Source organism: Mucilaginibacter hurinus (assembly GCF_003324525.1).
Taxonomy (GTDB): Bacteria; Bacteroidota; Bacteroidia; order Sphingobacteriales; family Sphingobacteriaceae; genus Mucilaginibacter; species Mucilaginibacter hurinus.
This window is the reverse complement of sequence record NZ_QGDC01000003.1, coordinates 25,566-39,322: the sequence shown is the minus strand read 5'-3', so window position 1 is coordinate 39,322 and position 13,757 is coordinate 25,566. Positions and strand designations below refer to the sequence as shown.

Genomic DNA, 13,757 nt, shown 5'->3' with positions numbered 1-13,757 from the left:
AACACAACAGAAATCGATTCCGGCTAAATTGGTTGTTATACGGAAGGACCGGACACAAAGATTATCCCCCAAATATAAATTTCAGCAGCGACATAACAGTAGAAACGCAGGAATTATATTAAGATTTATTTATAGTAAACTATTATATTTCTGAATAATATTTTTGGGTAGAGATAGCGTTGTTTTAGCGTCTACAGTTTTATCGTCGCCACCACTAACTATGAGCACTGCACATGGCAACATGGTTTTAACGTGCAAGCGGACGTGTATTTCGGCAAATCACGATAATAAGTTTAAAATATATACTTTTGAAACATATTAAGCCAATAACTTACGCTTGCTGAAAGCTTCATCAACCAATTAAACAATATATGCCCGCTTTTTTCAGGTCATACTGTTATTTACTGGCTATCTTTCTTGTTCCGATGTTTGCAGGCGCAGCAAACATACGGAGCATAGGTGTGCCCTACGTGCAAAACTATGTGAAAAGCGTATACCAGGCTGGTAATCAAAACTGGGCCGAAACCAAAGATACCAATGGCATGATGTATTTTGCCAACTCAGATGGCTTGCTGTCATTTGACGGGCGGGACTGGCAGCTATATAAACTCCCTAATGATTTGATAGTGCGTGCCGTAGCAGCCGATGGGCATGGTAAGGTATACACAGGTGCCTTCGGCGAAATAGGGTATTGGACAACCAATAAAAAGGGCATATTCACTTACACATCATTGGTGAAACTAATACCAAATGAATTTCGTCTGAACGAGGAGGTTTGGAAAATATACATCGATAAAGACCGCATAATTTTTCAGTCATTTGGGATGATATATATCTACAAAGACGGTAAAATACAGGGGATAAGAGACCAGGCACCCTACTTGTTTTTATTTAAAGTGGGTGACAGGTTTTTGATTGAAAAGCTAAATGAAGGTCTGTATGAGTTAACGGATAGTAATAAGCTTGTACTTATTCCCGGCAGCCGGGTGTTGCAAACAGGGGTGCTGTCCATACTTCCTTTCGACAAGACAAGGTATCTGCTGGCCACCTCGAAAAACGGATTATATTTATATGACGGTAAGACTATTGTGCCCTGGAAAACCCCGGCCGACGATTTTCTGAAACGTTATCAACTTAACAATGGCGTAAAAATTCCGGGTAACTACTTCGCCTTCGGAACCATTTTAAACGGTATTGTTATTATTGATGCTGGCGGAAACATAATACAGCATCTCAATAAATCCAGCGGGATGCAAAATAATACCGTGCTAAGTCTGTACCTGGATGATCGGCAGAACTTGTGGGCCGGACTTGACAATGGCATCGATCGGATAGAGGTTATATCCCCCCTGTATTTTTATTTTGATAAAGCGGGTAAGTTTGGTACGGTATACTCCAGCATCATTCATAACAATAAAATTTACCTGGGTACCAATCAGGGATTGTTCTACAGCGAGTGGGCACCTGCTGGTAGCAAGCAATCATTCCAGTCCTTTGATTTTAAATTGATACCGGGCACACAAGGTCAGGTATGGGAGTTGTCATTGTTTGACGGTAAATTGCTGTGTGGCCATAACGATGGTACCTTTCAGATCAATGATGACGGTATTACTAAGATATCGTCGGTTAGCGGCGGATGGATACTAAAGCAATTCAATAGTAACTGGCTCATACAGGGTACTTACACAGGCTTCGCTTTCTACAATAAAAATCCCCAGGGAAATTGGATGTTGGGGTATGAAGTAAAAAACTTCGTTCCATCGCGCTATATTGAACCTGATGGTAAAGGGAGCATTTGGGTAAGTCACGCCTACCGTGGCATCTATAAAATAACCCTTAGCAATGATGGGCGCAAGCAAACAGCTTTAAAATATTATGATGAAAAAAGCGGCTTGCCTGGCAGTTATAACATTAATGTTTTTAAACTGAATGACCGTATTGTTTTTTCGAGCAAAGCCGGGTTTTACATTTATGATGATATTGCCGACAGGTTTTTTAAATATGATCACCTGAACAAAATGCTGGGATCATTTGCATCGTCCAATAAAATAATACCTGCCGGCCGAAATAAGTACTGGTTTATTGAACGCGGCAGGGTTGCTTTGGCAGACTTTTCAGTATCGGGCAGGTTAGATATCGATTCAACTAAATTCAGTATTCTTAATGGCCGGATGGTAAAGTATTACGAAAATATCAGCCGGATTAACAATGATATTTACCTGATAAGTATTGACGACGGCTTTGCTATTTATAACGACAGTAATGTTTCTGGCACCGGCAAACAGGACCTGCCTGCGGTGCTGATTAGAAAGTTTGAGAAATTTGCCGACAGGATACGCGTAGTTAGTAACCTTAATGACATACAAATACCTTACAGCCAAAATAGTATACGCATTAATTTTACTTTGCCATATTACAGGCAGGCAAAAGTAGAGTACCAGTATCAGCTAAAAGGTTACTCCAAGCAATGGTCTGAATGGACACCTTATGTGCAAAAAGAATTTACCAACCTTAGTCATGGCGAGTACAGGTTTATGGTGCGCGCCAGGGTAAACAACCAGGTTTCGGCCATTACTACGTTAAATTTCACCGTACTGGCACCTTGGTATCTTACTAAACTGGCATTTGTGGTGTATGTGGTTGTGGCTATACTTCTATACTATGCAATAAAACGCTATTATAAATATAAGCTGGCCAAACACCAGGTACGTTTACGCGAAAAGCTACAGCACGAAAAGGATGAGTTTTTAAAACGTGAATCTATCGTACAACAGCAACGTCTCGCTAAAATACAAAACGAACAATTGCAGGCTGACCTTGATAGGAAAGGGCGTGAGCTAGCTAACTCGGCCATGAATATTGTTTATAAAAATGAGTTGCTGCAACGGATACATGATGAAATAGCTGAATTAAAGGATTCGAACGGCAAAAAGCTCGCGCCGGAGCAGCTGCGTAAAATACAAAAGGTGATAGATGAGGGGATGAACGATGAACGTGATTGGATATTATTTGAAAATAGCTTTAACGAAACACACGAAAACTTCTTTAAAAAGTTAAAAGCTAAACATCCCGACCTCGTACCGAATGACTTAAAATTATGCGCCTATCTGCGTATGAATATGAATAGCAAAGAAATGGCATCGTTATTGAACATCACATTACGTGGTATTGAAATTAGACGATACCGGCTCCGTAAAAAGCTAAATTTAGAGCACGATAAAAATCTCGTAGAGTTTCTCATGGAGCTTTAACACTACATCATTACCTCTCATAAACCGATTTACTGGTTTTATTACCTGGCGTATATTTCCTGGCAACTGAGTAACTTTAGCGATTAATTATATGTTTGATATACAGATACTTATGCTCAACTTGATAAGTTGTTGAGAAAGTATTTTTGGGCTGATGTAGTAATGTAGAGTGACAATAATTGAAACATTTGCTTTCTCTTTTCACTTTTGACAACATAAATCAATTGTTGTACACCTAACTTAATAACCATTTCTTATGAAGAGAATTATTACTATCTCATTGTATGGGGTATTGTGTCTGCTTCTCATCAACAGGGCGTATGCGCAAAATGTTACTGTCAGTGGCACAGTAACTGATGCAACAACCGGCGAAACCCTGATCGGTGTAAGTGTAGCAGTAAAATCTACCCAAACAGGAGCCCAAACCGGGCCCGACGGAACTTTCAGTATTTCCGCGCCGGCAAACGGCGAATTAACCTTCAGCTACATAGGTTACACTACACAAACAGTAGCAATTAACGGCCGCACTACTATTGATGTAAAATTGGCCGCCGCTGCCAATGAACTGCAGCAGGTGGTTGTAGTAGGCTACGGTACTCAACGCAAGCTGGATGTAACCGGTTCGGTTGCACAGGTGAGCGGCGACGACATAGCAAAGCAGCCGTCTACCAATGCCGTAAGCTCATTGCAAGGCCGTGTAGCTGGTGTGCAAATTACCAATTCAGGCGCGCCGGGTGCGTCTCCTCAAGTTCGCATTCGCGGCGTAGGTACAGTTTATGGAGATCCTAACCCTCTGTATGTTGTTGATGGCGTTTGGTTTAATGACATAAGTTTTTTAAACCCCAATGACATTGAAAGCATTAGTGTTTTAAAGGATGCTTCAAGCCAGGCAATTTACGGTGTAAGGGCTGCCAATGGCGTATTGCTGGTAACTACCCGCAAAGGTAAAGGTAAGCCAAGCATCAATTATAGCGGTTACGCGGGATGGCAAACGGTTACGCACCAACCGAAACTGGCCAGCGGCACTGAATACGCTACACTTATAAATGAATTGAACCGCGTAAGCGCTCCTACAGCTCCCCTTACATTTGCCGACCCTGCTTCTTTTGGAAGGGGCACGGAATGGATGAACGTAGTTTTGAGAAGCGCATTCACCACAAAGCATGATGTAACAGTAAGCGGTAGCAGCGATAAATCAAGTTATAGTTTCTCTGGCGGTTATTTCAAGCAAGAGGGCGTTGTAAGGGGTAATGATTATGACCGTATTACAGCCCACCTGCAGCAAGATGTGCAAGCGACCAATTTCCTTAAGTTGGGATACAACGTAGTATTGCAAGGAAGTAAATCCAAAGATGTACCTGGTGACATGATATACAAAGCGTTTACCGCAGCGCCTATTGTGCCGGTTTATTACGATGATGGAAGTTATGGCGATCCAAATGACTTCCCCATTGGGTCATCTACTAACAATCCACAGGCAGCTTTAGATTTTTTCAATCAGCGGTCGCGTAATTATCGCGCTACGGGTAATATATATGCCGAAGCAAAATTTACTGACTATTTAAAATTCCGCACCAGCTTCGGTGGCGAGTTTGGCCAAAATGAGGTATTAGGCTACAACCCTGTTTATAAGGCAACGGCAACCCAGTTTAATGAAGTAAGTGACTTGAGCGTTAGCCGGTCAGACGTACGAAATATCATTTGGGAAAATACCTTAACATTTGAGAAATCCTTTGGCGACCATAGAATAACTGCACTTGCAGGTCATTCAGCCCAACGGTATAAGTCGTACTTTATTAACGCAACTGCAATGGGTGTGCCTTACACTACTGACGCGGATCTTTATTTAACCTTAGGACCTGCAACAATTAAGGGACCTGACGGGAAGGATATGCCTGCTAAAACCGTTGCCGACGGTGGTGACATCACAACTTTTCAATCGTTTTTTGGCCGGATCAACTATGCTTTTAAAGATAAATATCTGTTGAACGTATCATTGCGCCGTGACGGGTCATCCAAGTTTATTGGGGACCAGCGCTACGGCGTCTTCCCTTCAATAGGTGCAGGCTGGGTAATATCGAATGAGGACTTTATGAAAGACCAGAAAATATTTGATAATTTGAAACTGCGCGGAAGCTGGGGCAAAATTGGTAACGCATCGGTGCCCAACAACCTTGCTACCCAAACTGTAAAGCAAGATGGCAGCTTTGTGGCCATTATAGGCGGAGTACCTCTCACCGGCGCCAACCTTACTACAATTGTTCCTCCCTATGTATATTGGGAGAGGGGCGTAGGTACGGATATAGGCGTTGAGATGGCTTTTTTGAATAACAGATTAACTTTTGAAGCAGATTTTTACAACAAAGAAACCGAACAGGCAATATTTAATTTGCCAATACTGGCTTCTTTAGGAACATCAAACAGCTTCCTGATTGGCAATCAGGCAACCTATCGCAACAGGGGCTTTGAGTTTGCTGCTACCTGGAGAGACACAAAAAGCAAAGATTTTTCTTACAGCATCAGCGGCAACTTCAGCATAAATAACAACAAAGTTAGCAGTACTGTTACAGGAGCAAACCCGATATATGGGGGCGGCGCAGCGTCCACAGGTGGCGGCTTAGCCACACGGACTATAGTAGGCCAACCTATCGGGCAGTTTTATGGCTATGTTGTTGAAGGCATCTTTCAAAATGCTGCCGAGATTTCATCTTCACCTCAATCTTCCGATGCAAAACCGGGCGATTTCAGGTATGCTGATTTAAACAATGACGGCAAAATCGACCCTAAAGATGACAGGACCGTTATCGGCAACCCAAATCCTAAGTATCTGTTCGGCTTAAATACAACATTTAATTACAAACAGTTTGACCTTACTGTCGACATTCAGGGCGTTGCAGGTGTTGATGTTTATAATGCCGTTAAAGGCTTACGCTTCGGCGCCGAAAATTTCACTAAAGATTTTTTTGACAACCGCTGGCATGGCGAAGGTACATCAAACTCATATCCTTCTGCCGCTATCGGTGGCGGACGTAACTATTTGCCAAACAGCTATTTTGTAGAAAGCGGTAGTTATATACGGGTGCGTAACCTTCAGTTGGGCTATAACTTGCCTGAACGCCTTACTTCTAAAATATTTGCAAAAAGGCTGCGTGTATTTGCTAACGCCCAAAATGCATTCAACTTTTTTGGATATAAGGGTTTCAACCCGGAAGTATCAGGCGGCACTCCGGGCAACTTCGGAATTGACAACGGAGTATATCCGATATATGCAACCTACAACTTTGGTGTAAACGTTACATTTTAACAGAAAGTAAACAAATGAGTAATCAAAAATATATAGCAAAAGCATTGAGTATAAGTGCGTTTGCAATGTTAATCTTATCAACGCCTGCCTGCAAAAAGAGCTTTCTTGACGTGCCTCCGCAGGCATTGGAAAAAAGCGAAGAATTTTTTGTGACACAGGAAGATGCTACCCGGGCGGTTAGTTCCATATACGCTAATTTACGCGAGTGGAAACAGACAGCTTTTGCGCCGATTGCTATTGAAAGCGTTGGCTCTGACGACGCTGAAAAAGGAAGTTCGGCAACAGATGCTACTTTCTTTAATGCTTACGATAACTTCACAGTTAGCTCTTCAGAAGGACAGTTAAACGACTTTTGGCTTGGCCAATATCAAAGTATTAACTTGTGTAACCAGGTAATAGACAAAATTCCTGCTATTGAAATGGATGCCTCTTTGAAAAGTCGTTATATAGCGGAGGCGAAATTTGTGAGAGCCTACAATTATTTCAGACTTGTGCGTGCATATGGAGATGTAGTATTGAGGCTGCATTTACCTAAAGATGCATCGGAGTACAACCTTCCGCGGTCGCCAAAAGCTGAAGTGTATGCTGCAATTGAGCAGGACCTCACAGACGCTGCTGCCGTGTTGCCTCCAACTTACCCTGCTTCTGACATTGGCCGAGCGACAAAGGGAGCTGCTTTAGCTTTGCATGCAAAAGTTGCTATGTATCAAAAAAAGTGGGCAGACGTACTAAACTACACTAACCAGGTAATGGGTATGGGTTATACATTGTTCCCCAGCTTTGAGGGGCAGTTTCGAATTCCAAATGAAAACAATTCCGAATCAATATTCGAAATCCAGGCCGAAACTTTGTCAGGTATACCGGGGGCATCTAATAGTCAATATTCACAGGTTCAGGGTGTGCGTGCACAGTCAGGCGGTGGTTGGGGATTTAATGTGCCTACCGAAGAATTGGCTGATGCTTTTGAGCCGGGCGACCCCCGTCGGGATGCTACTATAATATTTAGAGGCGAAACTACTCCGCAGGGTGATCCGGTAGCGGCTACGGGAGATAATCCCCGTTATAACCAAAAATCATATGTTCCATTCTCTACACCTTTTGTGCAAAACGAGGGCGAGGCACAAAACGTTCGGGTTATTAGATACGCTGAAGTGCTGTTAATGAATGCTGAAGCAGCTAATGAATTAGGTAATACAGCACAGGCGTTGTCATCATTGGAATTAGTAAGAGCTCGTGCGCGGGGCGGTAATAGCGCTATACTGCCTGAGGTAACAACCACTGACCAGGGCCAGTTACGTTTAGCAATATGGCATGAACGTCATGTTGAGTTAGCGATGGAGTTTGATCGTTATTTCGACGTGATACGCCAGGGGCGTGCTGCCGAAATATTTGGACCTAAGGGATGGAAGCCCAATAAAAATGAGGTGTGGCCGATTCCACAAAACGAAATTGACCTAAGTGCTGGTGTTTTAACTCAAAATCCAGGGTATTAATCAGTAAATAACCATGAAAAAAATATTAAAATATATAACGATGGCGTCAATTATAATTGGTGCATCATCATGTCAGAAAGATTTTGACCCCTCCACTTATGCACCTCCCCTTAACATTGGGGGCTTTACAAGTGCTGACGAGGTAGCCACTTCTAATCTTATAGGCTACTGGGGTTTCAATGGCGATTTAAAAGATGCCGCCTCTGGATCAGATGGGGTCAACACAGGTACTTCTTTTAGTACCGGCGTAAAAGGAGAGGCAATGCAAGGTGCTTTGGATAGCTATGTAATCGCCGATCCATCATCCAGTATCACCGGTATGAAGAGTTTTACCATTACTGAATGGATAAACACTGCACCACCGACAACTGGTATAATAGGAATATTCAGTTTAGCTAAAACAACCGCCTTTTGGGGAAATATCGAAATTTTTATAGAAAACGGCAGCACCAACGACGATGGAAAGTTGCGAATTCATATTGCCAAAGGCGCTGCTGACAATACGATAGAGGTTAACGGTGTAAAGAATTTGTTTAATGGCTGGATTAATCTTGCCGTGTCATATAATGAAGAAACATCGGAATATAAAGTTTATATAGCCGGCTCACGTGTGGCAGCTGGAACTCTTGCCGGACTTACCGGTCCCCTTGACTTCCAGGATATTGGCAACTTAGTATTCGGATGTGTGCAGTTCCAAACTGAACCGAGCCAAACAACCGCTACAGGTAAACAGGGTTGGGCGAGCTACTTAACAGGCCGGCTTGACGAAGTGCGCATTTATAACAAAGCATTAAGCGATGTAGAGGTAGGGGCAATTGTAAAACTTGAAGGCCGGGGCAAATAATATATAATTAATTTGGCTACCCACCTCGAAAAGGGTGGGTAGCCTGTATAAAGTTGTGTGATGTTGATTACGAGAAGATACTATGCGGTTATGTTATTCGTGCTGGCAGCATGCAGTAAGGACAAAAAAGCGCCTGACCCTACGCCGCCTGTTACCACGCCGGCATCGTTCAGCTTTAGTGCGTTAAACGTAAACGGCGTTTCAGGTTTCAGCCATAACGGCATAAATACTTCGCCCGAAATCAGCATCACCTTTTCGGAGGCGCTTAAAAAGGCATCGGTAAACAGCAATATTACTTTTAAAAGTACAACCGGTGAAGCCGTTGCTTTTAATACAACGTATGCCGACGGCGATAAAACAGTTATCATTAAACCAACTGCAGCATTATCGCATTTAACAAGATACACAGTTTTAGCAGGTACGGGGTTAAAGTCCGTTAAAGACGGCAGCCTTCTTTCGGCAGTGAGCGTACAGTTGTTCACAACGCTTGATTCGGCTAACAAATTTCCTGTGATAAGTGATGCTGCTTTGCTTGATAAAGTACAGCAGCAAACGTTTAAATATTTTTGGGACTTCGGGCATCCGTTTAGCGGATTGGCACGCGAGCGCAATACATCCGGAGACGTGGTAACTTCAGGTGGTTCCGGCTTTGGTATAATGGCCATTGTAACTGGTATAAACCGTGGATTTATCAGTCGCAGCCAGGGATTGGAGCGCATGCAAAAGATTGTTGGCTTTCTTAAAAACACTGCCGATAAGTTCCATGGCGCTTTTCCGCACTGGCTTAACGGTGCAACTGGTAAAGTGGTGCCTTTTAGTGCCAACGATAATGGCGCCGATCTTGTTGAAACAGCACTTTTAACTGAGGGTTTGCTAACCGCACGCCAATATTTCAATGGTGCAGGCGCAGCCGAAACAAACCTGCGTAATGATATAAACGCTATTTGGGACGGCATAGAGTGGGATTGGTTTAGGCAGGGTGCCCAGGATGTTTTGTATTGGCACTGGAGCGCTGATAAGGGCTGGGCAATGAACATGCAGATTAAGGGCTGGAACGAGGCGCTGATTGTGTATGCATTGGCGGCGTCATCTAACACCCACGCTATACCAAAGCAGGTATACACTAACGGATGGGCAAGCAATGGCGCCATGAAAAATGGTAACACTTACTACGGTGTGCAATTACCGCTTGGCCCGCCCCAAGGCGGCCCGCTTTTTTTTGAACATTATTCATTTATGGGTATCAACCCTACAGGCCTCACAGATGCGTATGCCAACTATGAAACGCAAACCAGGGCACATACCCTCATCAACCAAAAATATTGTGTAGCAAACCCTAAAGGATATTATGGGTACAGCGCCGACTGCTGGGGCCTTACGGCCAGTGATATAAAGGGCGGATATACCGCAAGTTCCCCCACCAACGATGTTGGGGTTATAGCGCCTACGGCGGCGATATCATCAATGCCATATACGCCGGACGAGTCGATGAAAGCACTGAAATTCTTTTATTACAAACTGGGTGATAAGCTATGGGGCGATTACGGATTTTACGATGCCTTTAGCCTTCATGAACCCTGGTTCGCAACCTCATACCTGGCAATTGATCAGGGGCCGATTATCGTAATGACAGAAAATTACCGAACCGGACTGTTGTGGAACTTATTTATGAGTTGTCCTGAAATAAAAAAAGGAATGAAGGATTTGGGATTTAGCGGCCCGAACCTGTAATCCTAACCAGAATATTTATGAAGAAATTACTTTTAATCTGCCTTTTTGTTACCTCAACTACGTTTGTTTTAGCGCAAAACAAAGCGATCAAATCAACCGAAACGGTTATAAAGCCGGTAGGCATAATAAAAAATTTAACTGATAGCGCGTTACTTGATGTGGTGCAGCGGCAAACATTTCGCTACTTCTGGGATTTTGCGCACCCGGTGAGCGGCCTGGCCCGCGAGCGCAGTAATGAGGCTTTTGATTATGGTGGCGAGGTAGTAACCACCGGCGGCACAGGCTTTGGCATTATGGCTATGATAGTTGCGGTTGAACGCAAATGGATAAAGCGCGAAGAAGCGGTAAAACGTATGCTGAAGATGGTTAAGTTTTTGCAGAAGGCGGATGCATACCACGGCGTATTCCCGCATTGGCTGAATGGTGCTACCGGCAAAACCATACCGTTTGGCCGTAAGGATGATGGCGGGGACCTGGTAGAAACTTCCTTTTTGTTTCAGGGATTAATAACTGCTCGTCAATACTACAATGCTGACAATCCTAAAGAGCGTGAATTACGTGACCGTATGGGTTGGCTATGGAGCGAAATTGAATGGGATTGGTATACACGCGAGGGTCGGGATAACCTGTACTGGCACTGGAGCCCTAATAACGGCTGGGCCATGAATTTTCCGATACGTGGATTTAATGAATGTTTAATTACTTATGTGCTCGCCGCATCTGCAGAGCGATATCCGGTTAGTGCCGATGTTTACCACCGTGGCTGGGCGCAAAGCGACTTTTTCAAAAACGGCCAAACTTTTTATGGTATAAAGCTGCCGCTCGGTTTTGATTATGGTGGCCCGTTGTTTTTTTCGCATTACTCATTTTTAGGGCTTAACCCCAAAGGGTTGAAAGACCGTTACGCTGATTACTGGGAGCAGAACCGGAACCACACGCTTATTAACCGCGAACATAGTGTACGGAATCCAAATAAGTTTAAGGGTTATGGCCCAAACTGCTGGGGACTTACCGCGAGTGACAACCATGAGGGCTATAACGCGCACTCACCCACAAACGATTTAGGGGTAATAACCCCAACGGCGGCGCTATCAGCCTTCCCTTATACGCCTGAATATTCGATGCAGGCATTGCGTCATTTTTATTATGGTTTGGGTGATAAAATTTGGGGGGAGTATGGATTTGTTGATGCCTTTAACGAAAGCAAAAACTGGTATGCCAAATCATACCTGGCCATTGACCAGGGGCCTATTGTAGTAATGATTGAGAACCATAGAACCGGTTTATTGTGGAAACTTTTTATGAGTGCCCCTGCTGTGCAATCAGGATTGAAAAAATTAGGATTTGAAAGTCCGGCTTTACCTAAATAATATGCTACGAATTTGGTTATATACATGTATGGTAATCCTGGGGTGTATGCTGCCTGCTGTTACACGGGCGCAGCAAAAACAGCGTACCTACTGTAACCCAATAAATATTGATTATGGGTATACACCTATACCCAACTTTGCCACTGCAGGCAAGCACCGCGCCACGGCAGATCCGGTTATTGTTACCTACAAAGGCGATTACTATCTTTTCAGCACCAACCAGTGGGGATATTGGTGGAGCACTGATATGGTAAACTGGAATTTCGTATTCCGACATTTTCTGCGGCCCGAACATAAAGTATATGATGACTTATGCGCGCCTGCCGCATGGGTACAGGGCGATACGTTGATGGTGTTTGGGTCAACTTACGGGCCTGATTTTCCAATATGGATGAGCACCAATCCTAAAGCTAACGAATGGAAAGAGGCTATCCACAAATTTGAGCCCGGCGGTTGGGATCCTGCTTTCTTTAGTGATGATGACGGTAAACTGTATATGTACAACGGCAGCAGCAACCAGTTTCCGCTGTATGGTGCTGAAGTCTATCCGTCTACGTTTCATCTGAAAGGTTACCGTAAAGAGATGTACCTGCTGCAGCCGCACAAGTACGGCTGGCAACGTTTTGGTGAAAACATGGACAATATATTCCTCGACCCTTTTATTGAAGGTGCATGGATGACCAAACATAACGGCAAATATTACCTGCAGTATGGTGCCCCCGGGACCGAATTCAGCGGGTATGCCGATGGGGTTGTAGTAGGCGATAATCCGCTCGGGCCATTTAAGCCACAGCCAATGCCTTTTAGCTATAAACCCGGTGGCTTTGCCCGTGGTGCAGGCCATGGCGCCACTTACCAGGATAAATGGAATAATTACTGGCATGTGTCCACCATCGTCTTATCAGTAAAAAATAACTTTGAACGGCGCATAGGCATTTGGCCAGCAGGTTTTGACAAAGACGGCACAATGTATTGCAATACAGCCTTTGGCGATTATCCGATGTACCTGCCGGATGGTAAAGCCAATCACGCCAAAGGGGCTTTTACTGGCTGGATGTTATTAAATTATAACAAACCCGTAACGGTATCGTCCACACTTGGTGGATATACGGCTAATAATGCTGTTGACGAAGATATAAAAACTTACTGGAGCGCGGCATCAGCTGCTGCAGGCGAATGGATCCAAACTGACCTTGGACATGTAAGCACAGTTAACGCAGTGCAGATCAACTACGCTGATCAGGACGCGACGTTTCTCGGTAAAAAACAAGATATCTATCATCAGTATAAATTGCTTTACTCTGTTGATAATAAGAACTGGAAGGTACTAACTGATAAAAGCAATAATAACACTGATGTGCCGCATGACTATGTAGAACTGTCGTCGCCGGTACAAGCAAGATTTGTCAAGCTGGTAAACGTGCACATGCCTACCGGTAAATTCGCTGTTAGCGGGCTTCGGGTATTTGGCAACGGTAACGGTGCAAAGCCCGGGATGGTTAAGGAGTTTGTAGTGTTACGTACTGATAAAGACAAGCGCGACGCCTGGATAAAATGGCAGGCGGTTGATAATGCTTACGCCTACAACATTTACACCGGCATAGCGCCCGATAAGTTGTACAACTGCATTATGGTGCACAACGCCAATCAATACTTTTTTAAGGCGATGGATAAAGACCTCCCTTACTATTTCACCATTGAAGCAATAAATGAGAATGGAGTGTCGCAGCGCACGCCCGTGTTAAAGTCCGAATAAAATACAAT

7 protein-coding genes are annotated in these 13,757 nt (G+C 43.9%); all 7 read left to right on the top strand.

Annotated elements, in window-relative coordinates; genetic code table 11:
• Positions 1-371 precede the first annotated feature (371 nt).
• The 7 genes from DJ568_RS05935 (at position 372) to DJ568_RS05905 (ending at position 13,749) form a co-directional block, all read left to right on the top strand.
• Positions 372-3,251 carry a triple tyrosine motif-containing protein gene (locus DJ568_RS05935; RefSeq protein ID WP_114004348.1) on the top strand — a complete coding sequence of 960 codons (2,880 nt, stop codon included), beginning with the start codon at positions 372-374 and terminating at the stop codon, positions 3,249-3,251.
• A gap of 256 nt (positions 3,252-3,507) precedes the next feature.
• Positions 3,508-6,555: a SusC/RagA family TonB-linked outer membrane protein gene (locus DJ568_RS05930; protein WP_114004347.1), complete on the top strand. Its 3,048-nt coding sequence runs from the start codon at positions 3,508-3,510 to the stop codon at positions 6,553-6,555.
• A 14-nt stretch (positions 6,556-6,569) separates the two neighbouring features.
• Positions 6,570-8,048, top strand: coding sequence for a RagB/SusD family nutrient uptake outer membrane protein (locus DJ568_RS05925; protein ID WP_114004346.1), 1,479 nt, complete (start codon positions 6,570-6,572; stop codon positions 8,046-8,048).
• A gap of 13 nt (positions 8,049-8,061) precedes the next feature.
• On the top strand, positions 8,062-8,892 hold the full coding sequence (locus DJ568_RS05920) for a LamG-like jellyroll fold domain-containing protein (RefSeq protein WP_114004345.1): 831 nt from the start codon (positions 8,062-8,064) through the stop codon (positions 8,890-8,892).
• A gap of 90 nt (positions 8,893-8,982) precedes the next feature.
• Positions 8,983-10,623, top strand: coding sequence for a glucoamylase family protein (locus DJ568_RS05915; RefSeq protein ID WP_114004344.1), 1,641 nt, complete (start codon positions 8,983-8,985; stop codon positions 10,621-10,623).
• Positions 10,624-10,640: 17 nt separating this feature from the next.
• Positions 10,641-11,993 carry a glucoamylase family protein gene (locus tag DJ568_RS05910; protein ID WP_114004343.1) on the top strand — a complete coding sequence of 451 codons (1,353 nt, stop codon included), beginning with the start codon at positions 10,641-10,643 and terminating at the stop codon, positions 11,991-11,993.
• Positions 11,994-12,021: 28 nt separating this feature from the next.
• Positions 12,022-13,749, top strand: coding sequence for a family 43 glycosylhydrolase (locus tag DJ568_RS05905; protein ID WP_199560889.1), 1,728 nt, complete (start codon positions 12,022-12,024; stop codon positions 13,747-13,749).
• Positions 13,750-13,757: the final 8 nt, after the last annotated feature.

Coding starts and splice junctions, on each gene's coding strand:
- DJ568_RS05935 (WP_114004348.1), top strand. CDS start 372: ATGCCCGCTTTTTTCAGGTCATACTGTTATTTACTGGCTATCTTTCTT.
- DJ568_RS05930 (WP_114004347.1), top strand. CDS start 3,508: ATGAAGAGAATTATTACTATCTCATTGTATGGGGTATTGTGTCTGCTT.
- DJ568_RS05925 (WP_114004346.1), top strand. CDS start 6,570: ATGAGTAATCAAAAATATATAGCAAAAGCATTGAGTATAAGTGCGTTT.
- DJ568_RS05920 (WP_114004345.1), top strand. CDS start 8,062: ATGAAAAAAATATTAAAATATATAACGATGGCGTCAATTATAATTGGT.
- DJ568_RS05915 (WP_114004344.1), top strand. CDS start 8,983: ATGTTATTCGTGCTGGCAGCATGCAGTAAGGACAAAAAAGCGCCTGAC.
- DJ568_RS05910 (WP_114004343.1), top strand. CDS start 10,641: ATGAAGAAATTACTTTTAATCTGCCTTTTTGTTACCTCAACTACGTTT.
- DJ568_RS05905 (WP_199560889.1), top strand. CDS start 12,022: ATGGTAATCCTGGGGTGTATGCTGCCTGCTGTTACACGGGCGCAGCAA.